We start from the raw sequence: 16,328 nt of genomic DNA, 5'->3' as shown, positions 1-16,328 counted from the left end.
TCCGGCGTTTGAGGACGAGGCCGTTCAGGCCGAAGCGGGGGTCTGGGGGCGGCAGCCCCCAGGGACGATGGGGGTCCCCCCGCTCGAGCGAAGCCAAGAGTGGGGGAGGGTAGGGGCGGCGGGGGCGAAGAACCCTGTCCTCAACCCAGCTTCGACTCCAGTTCCGCCACGATCTCGTTCACCCCGACCGCCGACTGCTCGCCGGACTCCATGTCCTTGAGCTGGACGACGCCCTCGGCGAGGTCGCGTTCGCCGGCGACGATCGTGTAGCGGGCGCCGCTGCGGTTGGCGTTCTTCATGGCGCCCTTGAGGCCCTTGGAGCCGTAGGAGAAGTCGGCCGCGATGCCCAGCTTGCGGAGTTCGGTGACCTTGGCGAAGAGGACACGGCGGGCCTCCTCGCCCAGCGGGACCGCGAACACGCTGGTGGACGCGGGGAGTTCGAGTTCGACGCCCTCCGCCTCCAGGGCCAGGACCGTGCGGTCGACGCCCAACGCCCAGCCCACGGAGGGCAGTGCGGGGCCGCCGATCATCTCGGAAAGGCCGTCGTAACGACCGCCGCCGCCCACCGCGGACTGGGAACCCAGACCGTCGTGGACGAACTCGAAGGTCGTACGGGTGTAGTAGTCCAGGCCTCGGACCAGCTTCGGGTCGTCCTCAAAACCCACGCCCGCCGCCGTGATCAGCTCGCGGACCTCCTCGTGGTACGCCTTGCACGCGTCGCAGAGGTAGTCGCGCAGCAGCGGGGCGTCCGTCAACTGCTTCTGGACGTCAGGGCGTTTGTCGTCGAGGACCCGGAGCGGGTTGATGTCCGCGCGGCGGAGCGTCTCCTCGTCGAGGTCCAGGCCGCGCAGGAAGTCCTGGAGCGCGGCGCGGTAGACCGGACGGCATTCCTTGTCGCCCAGGCTGTTGAGGAGGATGCGGAAGTCGCGCAGGCCGAGCGAGCGGTACGCCTGGTCCGCCAGGATGATCAACTCGGCGTCCAGCGCCGGGTCCTCCGCACCGATCGCCTCGGCGCCGACCTGGGAGAAGTGCCTGTAACGGCCCTTCTGGGGGCGCTCGTAGCGGTAGTAGGAGCCCGAGTACCAGAGCTTGACGGGGAGGTTCCCGAGCTTGTGCAGGTTGGCTTCGAGTGCCGCGCGCAGTACGGAAGCCGTGCCCTCGGGGCGCAGGGCGAGCTGGTCGCCGCCCTTGGTCTCGAAGGCGTACATCTCCTTGGTCACGATGTCGGTGGACTCACCGACACCGCGCGCGAACAGCTCGACGTTCTCGAAGCCGGGCGTCTCGATGTAGCCGTAGCCGGAGTTGCGCAGCGGGGCCGCGATCGCCTCGCGCACGGCGAGGTACTTGGCCGACTCCGGCGGAATCAGGTCGTACGTGCCCTTGGGGGCCTGAAAGGTGCTCACGAAAGTTCTCGTCACATTCCTCGTCGGGGAGCCTTCACGTGGGCTCCCTGGCCGGAGGCCACCTCCCGCAGATACGGGTTCGTGGCGCGCTCCTGGCCGATGGTCGTCTGGGGGCCGTGGCCGGACAGCACCACGGTCGAGTCGTCGAGCGGCAGGCACACACGGGCCAGCGAGTCGAGGATCTCGGCGTGGGAGCCGCCGGGCAGGTCGGTGCGTCCGATGGAGCCGGCGAAGAGCAGATCCCCGGAGAAGAAGACCGAGGGGATCTCGGCCGTCTCCGGCATCTGGAACGTCACCGACCCCTTCGTATGGCCCGGCGCGTGCGCGACCGAGAACTCCAGTCCCGCCAGCTCCAGCCGTGCGCCGTCGGTCAGCTCCTTGACCTCGTCGGGCTCCCCCACGGTCAGCTCGCCCATCAGCGGCATCCCGATCGAGCGGCCGAGCGCCTTCTCGGGGTCGCTCATCATGAAGCGGTCCTCGGGGTGGATCCAGGCCGGCACGTCGTGCGCGCCGCACACCGGGACGACCGAGGCCACATGGTCGATGTGGCCATGGGTGAGGACGACCGCGACGGGCTTGAGCCGATGCTTCCTGAGCGCTTCCTCGACTCCCTCGGCGGCCTGATGGCCCGGGTCGATGATCACGCACTCCTCACCGGCGGCGGGGGCGACGAGATAACAGTTCGTCCCCCAGGCCCCGGCGGGGAACCCGGCAATGAGCACGATCGTCCTTCGTTGTGTCGATACGGGTGGGGATAAGGATCCCTGCGTCAGTGGTCAGAGCCTACCGGCGCTGCCGAATCCTCAGCGAACCCATATACGGTACGGGGCACACGCAGGCGGTCGGCTCACAAGACGCACGCGTCCCAGTCGACGTACGAGACGCATGAGGAGAGAATCCGGTGGTCACCCAGGAACAGCGGAAGCGGCAGCTCGCGCGGGAGAAGTTCTTGCGGCAGCAGCAGCGGCGCACAGCCGCTCGGCGCAAGGCGCGGGCACGCAACTCGGTGATCGCGTCGGTGCTCGGCGTGATCGTGATCGGCAGTGTCGCGCTCTACACGACCGGCGTCCTGAAGAACGACGACGACAAGTCCAACGCGAGCGCGGACGTGACGCCCAGCGCCTCGGCGACCAGCAAGGCGCCGGACCCGTGCGCGAAGCCGGCGGCGGGCAAGATCAAGACGGAGACGTGGAAGAAGGAGCCGGCTGTCACGATCGACAAGTCGGCGAAGTACACGATGAAGCTGGCGACGACCTGCGGTGACATCGACATCGCGCTGAAGACGTCGGCCGCGCCGCACACCGTGAACTCGTTCAACTTCCTTGCCAGTAAGGGCTTCTTCGACCACACGAAGTGCCACCGGCTCACCACCAACGGCATCTACGTGCTGCAGTGCGGCGACCCGACGGGCGCCGGCAGCGGCGGTCCCGGCTACACGATCCCGGACGAGAACCTGAAGGACACCAGCCTCAAGGGCGGGTCGTACCCGGCGGGCACGGTGGCGATGGCCAACACCGGTCAGAAGCACACCGGCGGCAGCCAGTTCTTCCTCGTCTACAAGGCCAGTCCGCTCCCGGCGAGCTACACCCCGTTCGGTACCATCTCGGCCTCCGGGATGAAGGTTCTGAACAAGATCGCGGCGGCCGGCGAGAGCACGGGGCAGGGCGACGGCGCACCGAACGCGACCGTCGTGATCAACAAGGCGACCGTCACCAAATCCTGACCGTCAACAGGGAAACTTCGGTCGCGCGGGATGCGGACAGGCAACCCGCCGGTCGCCTATGTTGGCCGTGACGAAACTGTGGACGATGCCCGGGGGCACAGAGGCCCTGTGCAGGCATCATGTGGAGGAGGCGCTGTGAGCAGCGACCCGTGGGGACGCGTCGACGAGACGGGGACCGTGTACGTGCGTACGGCCGACGGCGAGCAGGTCGTCGGTTCCTGGCAGGCCGGCTCCCCTGACGAGGCGCTGGCCTACTTCGAACGCAAGTACGAGGGCCTGGTTGTCGAGATCGGCCTCCTCGAAAAGCGCGTGAAGACCACCGACCTGTCGGCGAAGGACGCGCAGGCCGCCGTCGACCATCTGCGCGAGCAGGTCGACGCCCACCACGCGGTCGGCGACCTCGCCGCGCTGCGGGTCCGGCTCGACAAGCTCGTGGAGACCGTCGAGGCGCGCCGCGAGGAGCGCAAGCAGCAGCGCGCCAAGCAGTCCGACGAGGCCAGGCACGCCAAGGAGGCGCTGGTCGTCGAGGCGGAGGAGCTGGCGCAGTCCGACCAGTGGCGGGCCGCCGGTGAGCGGCTGCGCGCCCTGGTGGACACCTGGAAAGGTCTGCCGCGCCTGGACCGCAAGTCGGACGACGAGTTGTGGCACCGCTTCTCGCACGCCCGGTCGGCCTTCTCCAAGCGCCGCAAGGCGCACTTCGCGTCGCTGGACGCGCAGCGCGAGGAGGCCCGCAAGACCAAGGAGAAGCTGGTCGCCGAGGCCGAGGGTCTGTCGGCCTCGACGGACTGGGGTCCCACGGCCGCGCGGTACCGCGAGCTGATGTCCGACTGGAAGGCCGCGGGCCGCGCCCAGCGCGAGCACGAGGACGATCTGTGGAACCGCTTCCGCGGCGCCCAGGACGTCTTCTTCGCCGCCCGCAGCTCGGTCTTCGCCGAGCGGGACGCGGAGCAGACGGAGAACCTGAAGCTCAAGGAGGAGCTCGCCGAGGAGGCCGAGAAGCTGCTGCCGATCGGCGACCTCAAGGCAGCCCGTGCGGCCTTCCGCTCGATCAACGAGCGCTGGGAGGCCATCGGCCACGTACCGCGCGACTCCCGCCCCAAGGTCGAGGGCCGGATGCACGCGGTCGAGCGGGCCCTCCAGGAGTCCGAGGAGACCGAGTGGCGCCGGACGAACCCGGAGGCACGCGCGCGTGCCGAGGGTCTGACCGGTCAGCTCCAGGCCGCCGTGGACAAGCTCAGGGGCCAGATCGAGCAGGCGCGCGCCCAGGGCAACAACTCCCGCGCGGACAAGCTGGAGCGCGAGCTGGAGGGCCGCCAGGCCCTGCTGGACCAGGCGCTGAAGGGTCTCCAGGAGTTCGGCGGCTGACAGCAGTCGTAGGCATGCAGAAGGGGCTCCCGTACATCGCGTACGGGAGCCCCTTCCACGTCCGTTCTACGACTTGTTGCGCGCCGACGTCACGCGGTAGACGTCGTAGACGCCCTCGACGCCCCTGACGGCCTTCAGGACGTGGCCCAGGTGCTTGGGGTCGCCCATCTCGAAGGTGAAGCGGGAGGTGGCGACGCGGTCGCGGGAGGTCTGGACGGCCGCGGAGAGGATGTTGACGTGCTGGTCGGACAGGACGCGGGTGACGTCCGAGAGGAGCCGGGAGCGGTCCAGGGCCTCCACCTGGATGGCGACCAGGAAGACCGAGGACTGGGTGGGCGCCCACTCGACCTCGAGGATGCGCTCGGGTTCGCGGGACAGTGACTCCACGTTGACGCAGTCGCTGCGGTGAACCGATACGCCGCTACCCCGTGTGACGAAACCGATGATGGGGTCGCCGGGGACGGGCGTACAGCAGCGGGCCAGTTTGACCCACACGTCGTCGACGCCCTTGACGACGACACCCGGGTCGGCGTTCGACCGGCGCTTGCGGCCCCGGCCGGGCGTCGGCGGCACGCTCTCGTCGATCTCCTCGGTGGCCGCCTCCTCGCCGCCGAGCGCCTGCACCAGCTTCTGTACGACGTTCTGCGCGGCGACATGGCCCTCGCCGATCGCCGCGTACAGCGAGGAGATGTCGGGGTAGCGCATCTCGTGCGCGAGCGTGACCAGGGAGTCGCCGGTCAGGATGCGCTGGATCGGCAGGTTCTGCTTGCGCATCGCACGGGCGATGGCGTCCTTGCCCTGCTCGATCGCCTCGTCGCGGCGCTCCTTGGAGAACCAGGCTCTGATCTTGTTGCGGGCGCGCGGCGACTTGACGAAGCCGAGCCAGTCGCGGGAGGGTCCCGCGCCGGGTGCCTTGGAGGTGAAGACCTCGACCAAGTCGCCGTTGTCCAGGGTGGATTCGAGCGGTACGAGCCGCCCGTTGACCCGTGCTCCTATGGTCCGGTGGCCGACCTCGGTGTGCACCGCGTACGAGAAGTCCACCGGGGTGGCGCCCGCCGGCAGCGCTATCACGTCGCCCTTGGGCGTGAAGACGAAGACCTCGTTGCGGGACAGGTCGAAGCGCAGGGACTCCAGGAACTCGCCCGGGTCCTCGGTCTCCTTCTGCCAGTCGAGCAACTGGCGCAGCCACGCCATGTCGTTGAGGTGGTCGTCCTTGCCGGTGGTCCTGGGCTGGTCCGAGCGGACCTTGGAGGTGCCGGCAACGGCCTCCTGCTTGTACTTCCAGTGCGCGGCGATGCCGTACTCGGCGCGGCGGTGCATGTCGAAGGTGCGGATCTGGAGCTCAACAGGCTTGCCGTTGGGGCCGATCACCGTCGTGTGCAGCGACTGGTACATGTTGAACTTGGGCATCGCGATGTAGTCCTTGAACCGGCCGGGGACCGGGTTCCATCGCGCGTGCACGGTGCCGAGGGCCGCGTAGCAGTCGCGGACGGTGTCCACGAGGACGCGGATGCCCACCAGGTCGTAGATCTCCGCGAAGTCGCGACCTCGGACGATCATCTTCTGGTAGACGCTGTAGTAGTGCTTCGGGCGGCCGGTGACGGTCGCCTTGATGCGGGCGGCGCGCAGGTCCGTCTGGACCTCGTCGGTCACTATGGCCAGGTATTCGTCACGCTTCGGTGCCCGCTCGGCCACCAGCCGGACGATCTCGTCGTACATCTTGGGGTAGAGGATCGCGAAGGCGAGGTCCTCCAGTTCCCACTTGATGGTGTTCATGCCCAGGCGGTGGGCGAGGGGCGCGTAGATCTCGAGGGTCTCGCGCGCCTTCTTCTCCTGCTTCTCGCGCTTGAGGTAGCGCATGGTGCGCATGTTGTGCAGGCGGTCGGCGAGCTTGATGACCAGGACGCGCGGGTCCTTGGCCATCGCGACGACCATCTTGCGCACGGTCTCGGCCTGCGCGGCCTCGCCGAACTTGACCTTGTCCAGCTTGGTGACGCCGTCAACGAGCAGGGCCACTGAGTCGCCGAAGTCGCGGCGGAGCTGGTCGAGGCCGTACTCGGTGTCCTCGACGGTGTCGTGCAGCAGCCCGGCCATGAGCGTGGCCGGGTCCATGCCCAGCTCGGCGAGGATCGTCGTCACGGCGAGCGGGTGCGTGATGTACGGGTCGCCGCTCTTGCGCTTCTGCCCGCGGTGCCAGCGTTCGGCGACCTGGTAGGCGTTCTCGACCTGGCGGAGAGTGGCCGTCTCGATCTTCGGGTCGTTGCTGCGCACTATCCGCAGCAGGGGCTCCAGGACCGGGTTGTACGGGTTCGAGCGCTGCACGCCGAGGCGGGCCAGGCGGGCGCGGACGCGGTTGGAGGAGCCGCCGCCGGTGCGGGCGGGCTGACCGGCGGTGGGCCGGGGCGCGGGAGTCGGCGCCGGGCGCTCGGGCTGGTCGGGCTTGGGGCGCGAGGGCTCGGCCGCCTTGTCGGCGGGCGCCGTCTGGGCGTGCTCCGCCGTCCCGCGCGGTTCGCCGGGCGTGGTCGTCGCGGCGGGCGCGGGCGTTGCCGCGGGGCCCGGGGTGGGCTCGGGCTTGGCGGCGGTCAGGGGCTGGGCCTCGTCTGCCAAGAGGACTCCTCGTGCGCGATCCGGGTCCCCCGGTCAGGCTCCGGAGTGCCCATGGTAGCGATCCCGGGCTCGGGGATCGCCTTCAGGCCGATGTGAGGGCCGTCTACCGGTGAAACGCGGGGGGCTGCCGCCGGCATTCCGGGAGGTGACGTGAGGGCGCCTTGAAGGTGTCCGGCGGGGGTGCGCGGGGGCCATGAGGTGCCTGGCCGAGCGCAGAACCTGACGTCGGACGGAGAACGGCCGCCCCGGCATGTGTCGGGGCGGCCGTTCTTGTGCAGCGACAGGTGCGCTGGTGCGATCAGACCACCAGGAGTGCTTCCAGGGGAGCCCCGCCCAGTGCCGGCTCCAGGCGGGCGCGGCCCGCGAGGAAGCCCAGTTCCATCAGGACCGCTAGACCGGCGACCTCGGCGCCCGCCCGGCGGATCAGCTGGATCGCGGCCCCGGCCGTGCCGCCCGTGGCCAGGACGTCGTCCACGATCAGGATGCGGTCCTCGGCCGACAAGTCCTCCGCGTGGACCTCGATCTCCGCGGAGCCGTACTCAAGGTCGTACGCCTGGCTGAGGGTCGCTCCGGGGAGCTTGCCCGCCTTGCGTACGGGGATGAAGCCGACGCCCGCGCGGACGGCCACCGGGGCACCGAGGATGAAGCCGCGGGCCTCCAGGCCTACGACCTTGGTGGCGCCGGTGCGCTCGACGATCTCGGCGAGCGCGTCCGTGAGGGCCGTGAACGCGGCCGGGTCCGCCAGGAGCGGGGTGATGTCCTTGAACATCACGCCCGGCTCCGGGTAGTCGGCCACATCGCGGATACGGCTGAGCAGCAGCTCCTGGACGTCGGTCATCGGCGCTTCCCCGAGGGGCGGCCACGGCCGCGGTTGCGGGACGTGGGCTGGGTGCGCGGGCCCACGACCGCTGCCGCGTCCTCGTCGTCGTAGTCGTCGTCCGAGTGGTCGGTGACCTCGGGCTCGACCGGCTCGCCCTGCGCGGCGGCCTGGGCACGCTTGGCGAGAACGCGCTTCTTGAGCGCCTTCATCTGCGGCTCGGCCTCCTTGAGGTCGGCGACGAGCGGCGTGGCGATGAAGATCGAGGAGTAGGCACCGGCCGCGAGGCCGACGAACAGTGACAGCGAGATGTCGTTGAGGACGCCCGCGCCGAGGAAACCGCCGCCGATGAACAGCAGGGCCGCGACCGGCAGCAGCGCGACGACCGTGGTGTTGATGGAACGCACCAGGGTGCCGTTGATCGACCGGTTGGCGATGTCGCTGTAGGTCCAGCGGGTCTGCTTGGTGATGTCCTTGGTCTGCTCCTTGAGGCTGTCGAAGACGACGACCGTGTCGTAGAGCGAGTAACCGAGGATCGTCAGCAGACCGATCACCGTGCCGGGCGTGACCTCGAAGCCGACGAGGGCGTAGATGCCGATCGTGATGGTGATGTCGTGGATCAGGGCGACGAGCGCGGCCAGGGCCATCCGCCACTCGAAGGCGATCGCCAGATAGATCACGACCAGCACCATGAAGATTGCCAGGCCCTCCCAGGCCTTGTTGGCGATCTGGTCACCCCAGCTGGGGCCGACCAGGTCGGCGGCGATGTTCTCGGAGTCGACGTTCAGGTCCTTCGACAGCTGCTTCTTGATGCTGTCGGACTTGTCGGTGTCGATGCCGGCGATCTGGATGCGCAGGCTGCCGTCGCCGAGCTTCTGGACGACCGCGTCGTGCCCGGAGGCGTCCTGGGCGTACTTCTCCGCCTGGCTCACCGAGGCGCTCATGCCCTTCGGCGTGGTGAAGGCGGCGCCGCCCTGGAACTCGATGCCCATGTTCAGGCCGCGCACCGTCAGGCCGAGGATGGCCGTGATGGTGATCAGGATCGAGATGCCGTACCAGATCTTACGATTGCCGACGAAGTCGTACCCGACCTCGCCACGGTGCAGTCGGGCGCCGAGGTTGCCGAGCTTCGACATCTCACGCCTCCTTCGGGTCGACGGGGGCGGAGGGACGGCGGGTGCGGCGCAGGGGCGCCTTGGCACCGAGTGCCTTCGGGTCGAGGCCGGAGAACTTGTGGCCGTTCGCGAAGAACTTCCGGCGGGCGAGGATCGTCATCAGCGGCTTGGTGAAGAGGAAGACCACGACGACGTCGAGCACGGTGGTCAGACCGAGCGTGAACGCGAAGCCCTGGACCTTGCCGACGGTGACGATGAACAGCACCGCGGCGGCGAGGAACGACACGAAGTCGGAGACCAGGATGGTGCGCCGGGCGCGCGGCCAGGCCCGCTCGACGGCGGGGCGCAGCGAGCGGCCCTCGCGGATCTCGTCCCGGATGCGTTCGAAGAACACGATGAACGAGTCCGCGGTGATACCGATCGCGACGATCGCACCGCAGACGGCCGGCAGGTTCAGCGCGAAGCCGATGCCCGGGCCGAGCAGCGCCATGATCACGTAGGTGAGGATCGCGGAGACCAGCAGGGAGGGGATCGCGATGACGGAGAGGCCGCGGTAGAAGATCAGCAGGTAGATGACGACCAGCGCGAGGCCGATCGCGCCCGCGATCAGACCGGCGTGCAGCTGCTCACCGCCGAGCGCAGCGGTCACCGTGGTGACGCTGTCCGTCTTGAAGGTCAGCGGCAGGGCGCCGTACGACAGCATGTTGGCGAGGCTCTGGGCCTCTTCCTGGGTGAAGCTGCCGGAGATCTCCGCGCTGCCGCCGGTGATCGACGAGCTGACGGAGGGGCTGGAGACGACCTGGCCGTCGAGGACGATGCCGAACTCGTTCTGCGGGGCGGTGTTCTTCGCCAGCTCACCGGTGACCTTGGCGAACTTGTCGCCGCCCTTGCCGGTGAAGTCCATGGTGACCTGCCAGCCGGCGGCGGTCGTCGTGTTGTAGACGGCCGAGGCCTTCTTGACGTCCGTGCCGTCGACGGCGGCGGGACCGAGCAGGTACTTGTACCAGATGCCGGAGACCTTGCCGCAGGCCACGGTCGCGTCGGTGGCCTTGGTGCCCTTGCCCGCGGTGTTCTGTGTCGACTTCTTGGAGCAGTCGAGCGCGGTGTACTGGGCCTCCAGCTTGGCGGCCGCCGCGCTGGCGGCGCTGCTGCTGGACGCCGACGGGCTGGCGCTGGCCGAGGCCGAGGCGCTGGCGCTCGCGGACGGGGTGGAGTCGGCCTTCAGGGCGTCGCTCGCGGCACGTCCCTGCGAGGTGGCGGTGGCCGTCGGGGTCGCGGAGCCGGTCTTGGACGAGGAAGCCGTCGTCTTGGGGCTGGCCGAGCTCGACGGGCTGCTGGAAGCACTGCCCGAGGCGCTCGGGGACGGGCTCGCCGCGGCGCCGACCGACGCCTCCGTGGCCAGGACCGGGCGGAAGTACAGCTTGGCCGTGGTACCGACCTGCTTACGGGCTTCCTCCGAGTTCGTGCCCTTGGGGATGTTGACGATGATGTTCCTGGTGCCCTGTGTCTGGACCTCGGCCTCCGAGACACCAAGACCATTGACACGGCGGTTCATGATGTCGACCGCGGTGTTCATGTTGGCCTTGTTGATCGCGGATTCCTGGCCCTTCTCCGGGACGGCCCGGAGAGTGATGCTCGTACCGCCGGCCAGGTCGATGCCGAGACGCGGAGTGGTGTGCCCGGATGCGAACATGCCACCCGTGAGCGCCACGATGGCGATCAGGATGAGGGCCAGCGAGCGCCCTGGCTTGCTCTGGGCGCTCGCGCTACGGCCCCTCTTAGGTGCTGCCACCTTCTCGTACTCCCTCTCGGGCCGCTCCGCGCCGGGTCAGCGCGCCTGCGGCCATGACATGGTGTCGGGATCCCGTGCGAGCGACGCACGTACCCGGGGTGCGCGGGGCGCGAGCGGATCGCGCCGCGCTCCCGGGACGTGACTACTTCGCGTCGGAGTCGCCGTCGGTCTTCTTCGGCTCTTCGTCCGTCTTGGCCTCGGCGGCCTCGGCCGGCTCCTCGGTGGCGTCGGCGGGCTCGTCGGCCGCGTCCTTCTTGCCGAGGTCGATGGGCTTGTCGTCGGAAGAGTCGGCGGCGGGCTCGTCGGTCTCGGTGAGGGAGGAAGCGTCGTCCGGGACGACGTCCGCGTCGTCCTTCAGGTCGTGCTCGATGCCGTGGACGATGCGGTTGTACTCGTCGTCGGTGAGGACGGCGCCGATCGCGTTCTTCGCGAAGAGGAGCTCGACACCGGGGCCGGCGTCGAGGAGAACCGTCTCCTCGTTGACCTCCTTGACCGTCGCGTACACGCCCCCGATCGTGCGGACGCCGGTGCCAGGCTGCATGTCATTACGCATCGACGCGGCCGCCTGCTGCTTGCGCTTGGCAGAGCGGGTCATCAGGAACATGGCCCCGATGAGCACGATGAACGGGAGGAGGGTCACGATATTCACGGGACGGAATTTCCTTCGCACGACCGCGGCGGTGAGCGGCCTGGTGGATGGGGGTGGTCGGCGCCGCCCACAAAGGCGGCATCGGCGGAGTCTAAGCGAGTCCACGCTGATGGAACAACGCACAGCATGGCACCGGGGTTCCTGACCCGGCCAGTGCCCCCGCCGTCACGCCCCGAACAGGTCCCCTTGTCCGTTTCCCCCGGTTGACGAGCGGGGCGGGGTGAGGCCGAGGTGGGCCCACGCGGCCGGCGTGGCGACGCGTCCCCGGGGGGTGCGGGCCAGCAGACCTTCGCGTACGAGGAAGGGTTCGGCGACCTCCTCGACGGTCTCGCGCTCCTCCCCCACCGCGACCGCGAGCGTGGAGAGGCCGACCGGTCCGCCGCCGAACAGCTTGAGCAGGGCCTCCAGGACACCGCGGTCGAGCCGGTCGAGACCGCGGCCGTCGACCTCGTACACCTTGAGGGCCGCCCCGGCGATGTCCCGGGTGATGAAGCCGTCGGCCTTGACCTGCGCGTAGTCCCGTACGCGGCGCAGCAGACGGTTGGCGATACGGGGGGTGCCGCGGGAGCGGCCGGCGATCTCGGCGGCGCCGGCGGGGTCGATCTCGACGTCGAGGAGGTTCGCCGAGCGGTGGATGACGCGCTCCAGCTCGGTGGGTTCGTAGAACTCCATGTGCGCGGTGAAGCCGAAGCGGTCGCGCAGCGGAGGCGGCAGCAGTCCCGCGCGCGTGGTGGCGCCGACCAGGGTGAACGGCGGGAGTTCGAGCGGGATCGCGGTGGCGCCGGGGCCCTTGCCGACGATGACGTCGACGCGGAAGTCCTCCATCGCCATGTACAGCATCTCTTCGGCGGGCCGGGACATGCGGTGGATCTCGTCGAGGAAGAGAACCTCGCCCTCCTGGAGGGACGACAGGATCGCGGCGAGGTCGCCCGCGTGCTGGATCGCGGGGCCGCTGGTGATGCGGATGGGGGCGCCCATCTCGGCCGCGATGATCATCGAGAGGGTGGTCTTGCCGAGGCCGGGAGCACCGGAGAGCAGTACGTGGTCGGCGGTGGCGCCACGCGCGCGTGCGGCGCGCAGCACCAGGTCGAGCTGTTCGCGGACCTTCTCCTGGCCGATGAACTCGCCCAGGTCCTTGGGGCGCAGGGCGGCCTCGACGGCCTGGTCCTCGCGGTCGGCGACCGAGCCCACCAGCCGCTCGGCGGCGGTCTCGTCGGTCGTGTCGTCCCAGTTCACTGACGTCTCCTAGCGGGCGCGGTTCAGGGTCTGCAGGGCGGCCTTGAGCAACTGCCCCACCTGCGGCGCCCCTTCGGCGGCCTCGGCCTGCGGTGCTACGGCGGCCACGGCCTCGTCGGCCTCGCGGGTGGCGTACCCGAGGCCGATGAGGGCCGCGTGCAGCTGGTCGCGCCAGCCGCTGGTGACCGGGGCGCCGATCGCCGGGGCGGTGCCCACCGGGGCGCCGAGCCGGTCCTTGAACTCGAGCAGCAGCTTCTGCGCGCCCTTCTTGCCGATGCCGGGCACGGCCATCAGCGCCTTCTCGTCACCGGCGGCGACCGCGCGGCGCAGGGCGTCCGGGGTGTGCACGGCCAGCATTGCCTGCGCGAGCCGGGGGCCGACGCCGGTCGCGGTCTGCAGCAGCTCGAAGATCTGGCGTTCGTCGTCGTCCACGAAGCCGTACAGGGTGAGCGAGTCCTCGCGGACGACGAGGGAGGTGGCCAGCTTCGCAGGCTTGCCGAGGCGGAGCGTGGAGAGCGTGTTCGGCGTGCACTGGATCGCCATGCCGACACCGCCGACCTCCACCACCGCGGCGTCGGGAGCGAGTGCGGCGACCGTGCCACTGACGAAGGCGATCATGCGGTACGGCCTTTCGATGCGTTCGGGGTCTTGGCTGCGTGCAGGGAGACGGCCTGCTGAAGTCGGTTCTGGGCGACCGCCTGTTGGAGGCGGTTCTGTGCGGGGGCCCGCCAGATGTGGCAGATCGCGAGGGCGAGGGCGTCGGCCGCGTCGGCGGGCTTGGGGGGCGCGTCGAGCCGCAGCAGTCGGGTCACCATGGCGCCGACCTGGGCCTTGTCGGCGCGTCCGCTGCCGGTGACGGCGGCCTTGACCTCGCTCGGGGTGTGCAGGGCGACCGGGATGCCGCGGCGGGTGGCGCACAGCATCGCCACGGCGCTGGCCTGGGCGGTGCCCATCACCGTACGGACGTTGTGCTGGCTGAACACCCGCTCCACGGCGACGAATTCGGGCCGGTGCTCGTCGAGCCACGCTTCGATGCCCTGCTCGATGGCGACCAGGCGCTGCCCCAACTCGGCGTCCGCCGGGGTCCGTACGACACCGACGCCGACCATGGTGAGCGGCCGGCCCGCGACGCCCTCGACGACGCCGACACCGCATCGGGTGAGTCCGGGGTCCACCCCGAGTACCCGCACACCAACCCCCCTCGTTCGATCGCCTGTTTGTGCAGGCTATCGGGTGTCACTGACAAAGCGACGGGCCGACGGGGTGTGTCCCGTCGGCCCGTTCGGCTTGTCGGCGGCTCAGGCGTCGACCTTCTCCATCACTTCGTCGCTGACGTCGAAGTTGGCGAAGACGTTCTGCACGTCGTCGCTGTCCTCCAGGGCGTCGATCAGCTTGAAGATCTTGCGGGCACCCTCTTCGTCGAGCTCGACCTGCATGGTCGGGACGAAGTTGGCGTCGGCGGAGTCGTAGTCGATCCCGGCGTCCTGGAGCGCGGTGCGGACCGCGACCAGGTCGGTGGCCTCGGAGATGACCTCGAAGGACTCACCGAGGTCGTTGACCTCCTCGGCGCCCGCGTCGAGCACTGCACCCAGGACGTCGTCCTCGGTCAGCTCGCCCTTGGGGACGACGACGACGCCCTTGCGGTTGAAGAGGTACGACACGGAGCCGGGGTCGGCCATGTTGCCGCCGTTGCGGGTCATGGCGACACGGACGTCCGAGGCGGCGCGGTTGCGGTTGTCGGTGAGGCACTCGATGAGCACCGCGACACCGTTGGGGCCGTAACCCTCGTACATGATCGTCTCGTAGTCGGCGCCACCGGCTTCGAGACCGGCGCCGCGCTTGACGGCGGAGTCGATGTTCTTGTTCGGGACCGAGCTCTTCTTGGCCTTCTGGATGGCGTCGAAGAGCGTCGGGTTGCCGGACACATCGGCACCACCGGTACGGGCCGCGACCTCGATGTTCTTGATCATCTTCGCGAAGAGCTTGCCGCGCTTGGCGTCGATCACGGCCTTCTTGTGCTTCGTCGTAGCCCATTTAGAGTGGCCGGACATCTGCCTGTCTCCTTCGCGTAACCCAACTCTTTACGAACCCCAGAGATCCTACTAGGACCCCGGAGCCAGGTTCGCGCGCACCATGTCGACGAACAGGGAGTGCACGCGGTGGTCGCCGGTCAGTTCCGGGTGGAACGACGTGGCGAGCGCGTTGCCCTGGCGGACCGCGACGATGTGGCCCTCGTGTTCGGCGAGGACCTCGGTCTCGGCGCCGACCGACTCGACCCAGGGGGCGCGGATGAAGACGCCCTCCACAGGATCGCCCTCAATCCCCCGCACGTCGACAGCTGCTTCGAAGGACTCGTTCTGCCGCCCGAAGGCGTTGCGGCGCACGATCATGTCGATGCCGCCGACCGTCTCCTGGCCCGAGCGCGGGTCGAGGATCTTGTCGGCGAGCATGATCAGGCCGGCGCAGGTGCCGTAGACGGGCATACCGGCACGCACGCGTGCGCGCAGGGGATCCATCAGTCCGAAGAGGACGGCCAGCTTGGAGATGGTGGTGGACTCACCTCCGGGGATGACGAGGGCGTCCACCTCGGCGAGTTCCTCGGGGCGCCTGACCTGCCTGGCCACGGCGTCGGCCGCGGCCAGGGCGATCAGGTGTTCCCGTACGTCGCCCTGGAGCGCGAGCACTCCGACTACGGGAGTGGTCATCACCAGCCCCGGTTCGCGTAACGCTCGGCCTCGGGGAGGGTGTCGCAGTTGATGCCGACCATGGCCTCGCCGAGGTTGCGGGACGCGTCCGCGATGATCTTCGGGTCGTCGTAGAACGTGGTGGCCTTCACGATGGCGGCGGCGCGCTTGGCCGGGTCGCCGGACTTGAAGATGCCGGAGCCGACGAAGACGCCCTCGGCGCCGAGCTGGCGCATCAGCGCGGCGTCGGCGGGGGTGGCGACGCCGCCGGCGGAGAACAGCACGACGGGGAGCTTGCCCAGCTCGGCGACCTCGCGGACCAGCTCGTACGGGGCGCGCAGGTCCTTGGCGGCGGCGTACAGCTCGTTGTTGTCGAAGCCGCGCAGGCGGGCGATCTCGTTCTTGATCTGGCGGAGGTGGCGGACCGCCTCGACGACGTTGCCGGTGCCGGCCTCGCCCTTGGAGCGGATCATCGCGGCGCCCTCGGCGATGCGGCGCAGGGCCTCGCCCAGGTTGGTGGCACCGCAGACGAAGGGGGTGGTGAAGGCGAACTTGTCGCTGTGGTTGACCTCGTCGGCCGGGGTGAGGACCTCGGACTCGTCGATGTAGTCGACGCCGAGGGACTGCAGGACCTGGGCCTCGACGAAGTGGCCGATGCGGGACTTGGCCATGACCGGGATGGAGACCGCCTCGATGATCTCCTCGATCATGTTCGGGTCGGACATCCGGGCCACGCCGCCGTCCTTGCGGATGTCGGCGGGGACCCGCTCCAGGGCCATGACGGCGACGGCGCCGGCGTCCTCGGCTATCTTCGCCTGCTCGGCGTTGACCACGTCCATGATCACACCGCCCTTGAGCTGCTCGGCCATCCCGCGCTTGACGCGCGCGGTGCCGGTCTCGGGAGTCTGGGCGGAGCTGGGGGTGCTGGACACGGGGT

Annotated in this window: 15 protein-coding genes; 2 read left to right on the top strand and 13 right to left on the bottom strand. The window is 69.5% G+C overall.

Annotated features, from left to right (window positions below; translation table 11 throughout):
• Window positions 1–140: 140 nt before the first annotated feature.
• Both hisS and ACFXC1_RS25565 read right to left on the bottom strand, forming a co-directional pair.
• Entirely contained in the window at window positions 141–1,403 is a 1,263-nt protein-coding gene (gene hisS / locus ACFXC1_RS25570; protein WP_381246111.1) for a histidine--tRNA ligase, read from the bottom strand.
• Between the two features lie 11 nt (window positions 1,404–1,414).
• The gene (locus tag ACFXC1_RS25565) at window positions 1,415–2,125 is read right to left on the bottom strand and encodes an MBL fold metallo-hydrolase (protein ID WP_019066373.1); all 711 of its coding nucleotides are present in this window, start codon (window positions 2,123–2,125) and stop codon (window positions 1,415–1,417) included.
• A gap of 179 nt (window positions 2,126–2,304) precedes the next feature.
• Here ACFXC1_RS25565 and ACFXC1_RS25560 point away from each other — a divergent pair, with 179 nt between their 5' ends.
• Both ACFXC1_RS25560 and ACFXC1_RS25555 read left to right on the top strand, forming a co-directional pair.
• Complete coding sequence (locus ACFXC1_RS25560) at window positions 2,305–3,126, top strand: peptidylprolyl isomerase (RefSeq protein ID WP_381246109.1); 822 nt, start codon at window positions 2,305–2,307, stop codon at window positions 3,124–3,126.
• A 135-nt stretch (window positions 3,127–3,261) separates the two neighbouring features.
• On the top strand, window positions 3,262–4,491 hold the full coding sequence (locus ACFXC1_RS25555) for a DUF349 domain-containing protein (protein WP_019066371.1): 1,230 nt from the start codon (window positions 3,262–3,264) through the stop codon (window positions 4,489–4,491).
• A gap of 66 nt (window positions 4,492–4,557) precedes the next feature.
• On the opposite strand, the gene ACFXC1_RS25550 is transcribed toward ACFXC1_RS25555, so the two are convergent.
• The 11 genes from ACFXC1_RS25550 to pdxS all read right to left on the bottom strand — a co-directional run bounded on the left by ACFXC1_RS25550 (window position 4,558) and on the right by pdxS (window position 16,323).
• A complete protein-coding gene (locus ACFXC1_RS25550) occupies window positions 4,558–7,098 on the bottom strand; it encodes a RelA/SpoT family protein (RefSeq protein WP_381246107.1) in 2,541 nt (846 codons plus the stop codon).
• Window positions 7,099–7,396: 298 nt separating this feature from the next.
• A complete protein-coding gene (locus tag ACFXC1_RS25545) occupies window positions 7,397–7,936 on the bottom strand; it encodes an adenine phosphoribosyltransferase (RefSeq protein WP_381246105.1) in 540 nt (179 codons plus the stop codon).
• A complete protein-coding gene (secF, locus tag ACFXC1_RS25540) occupies window positions 7,933–9,051 on the bottom strand; it encodes a protein translocase subunit SecF (RefSeq protein WP_381246104.1) in 1,119 nt (372 codons plus the stop codon). Before secF ends, ACFXC1_RS25545 begins: the two co-directional genes overlap by 4 nt.
• A gap of 1 nt (window position 9,052) precedes the next feature.
• Window positions 9,053–10,822, bottom strand: a complete 1,770-nt coding sequence (gene secD, locus ACFXC1_RS25535) for a protein translocase subunit SecD (RefSeq protein WP_381246102.1) — start codon at window positions 10,820–10,822, stop codon at window positions 9,053–9,055.
• A 142-nt stretch (window positions 10,823–10,964) separates the two neighbouring features.
• Window positions 10,965–11,471: a preprotein translocase subunit YajC gene (yajC, locus tag ACFXC1_RS25530; protein WP_381246100.1), complete on the bottom strand. Its 507-nt coding sequence runs from the start codon at window positions 11,469–11,471 to the stop codon at window positions 10,965–10,967.
• A gap of 165 nt (window positions 11,472–11,636) precedes the next feature.
• On the bottom strand, window positions 11,637–12,707 hold the full coding sequence (gene ruvB / locus ACFXC1_RS25525; RefSeq protein WP_366021970.1) for a Holliday junction branch migration DNA helicase RuvB: 1,071 nt from the start codon (window positions 12,705–12,707) through the stop codon (window positions 11,637–11,639).
• A 9-nt stretch (window positions 12,708–12,716) separates the two neighbouring features.
• Window positions 12,717–13,325 carry a Holliday junction branch migration protein RuvA gene (gene ruvA, locus ACFXC1_RS25520; RefSeq protein WP_381246099.1) on the bottom strand — a complete coding sequence of 203 codons (609 nt, stop codon included), beginning with the start codon at window positions 13,323–13,325 and terminating at the stop codon, window positions 12,717–12,719.
• Window positions 13,322–13,897, bottom strand: coding sequence for a crossover junction endodeoxyribonuclease RuvC (gene ruvC, locus ACFXC1_RS25515; protein WP_381246097.1), 576 nt, complete (start codon window positions 13,895–13,897; stop codon window positions 13,322–13,324). The genes ruvA and ruvC overlap by 4 nt, the downstream gene beginning before the upstream one ends.
• Window positions 13,898–14,005: 108 nt before the next feature.
• On the bottom strand, window positions 14,006–14,758 hold the full coding sequence (locus tag ACFXC1_RS25510; protein WP_019066362.1) for a YebC/PmpR family DNA-binding transcriptional regulator: 753 nt from the start codon (window positions 14,756–14,758) through the stop codon (window positions 14,006–14,008).
• A 51-nt stretch (window positions 14,759–14,809) separates the two neighbouring features.
• A complete protein-coding gene (gene pdxT / locus ACFXC1_RS25505) occupies window positions 14,810–15,412 on the bottom strand; it encodes a pyridoxal 5'-phosphate synthase glutaminase subunit PdxT (protein WP_381246095.1) in 603 nt (200 codons plus the stop codon).
• Window positions 15,412–16,323 (bottom strand): pyridoxal 5'-phosphate synthase lyase subunit PdxS, encoded by a 912-nt coding sequence (gene pdxS, locus ACFXC1_RS25500; protein ID WP_093624535.1) that lies wholly within the window; start codon window positions 16,321–16,323, stop codon window positions 15,412–15,414. Before pdxS ends, pdxT begins: the two co-directional genes overlap by 1 nt.
• Between the last annotated feature and the right edge of the window lie 5 nt (window positions 16,324–16,328).

It is taken from the genome of Streptomyces hokutonensis, assembly GCF_042751305.1.
Taxonomy (GTDB): domain Bacteria; phylum Actinomycetota; class Actinomycetes; order Streptomycetales; family Streptomycetaceae; genus Streptomyces; species Streptomyces hokutonensis_A.
Note: the sequence above shows the minus strand (reverse complement) of the source record. Positions and strands in the feature narration are given on the sequence as shown.

What these genes read in the sequence shown, in the direction of transcription:
- ACFXC1_RS25510 (WP_019066362.1), bottom strand. Translation starts at nt 14,758, where the DNA reads ATGTCCGGCCACTCTAAATGGGCTACGACGAAGCACAAGAAGGCCGTG.
- secF (WP_381246104.1), bottom strand. Translation starts at nt 9,051, where the DNA reads ATGTCGAAGCTCGGCAACCTCGGCGCCCGACTGCACCGTGGCGAGGTC.
- ruvA (WP_381246099.1), bottom strand. Translation starts at nt 13,325, where the DNA reads ATGATCGCCTTCGTCAGTGGCACGGTCGCCGCACTCGCTCCCGACGCC.
- ACFXC1_RS25545 (WP_381246105.1), bottom strand. Translation starts at nt 7,936, where the DNA reads ATGACCGACGTCCAGGAGCTGCTGCTCAGCCGTATCCGCGATGTGGCC.
- pdxT (WP_381246095.1), bottom strand. Translation starts at nt 15,412, where the DNA reads ATGACCACTCCCGTAGTCGGAGTGCTCGCGCTCCAGGGCGACGTACGG.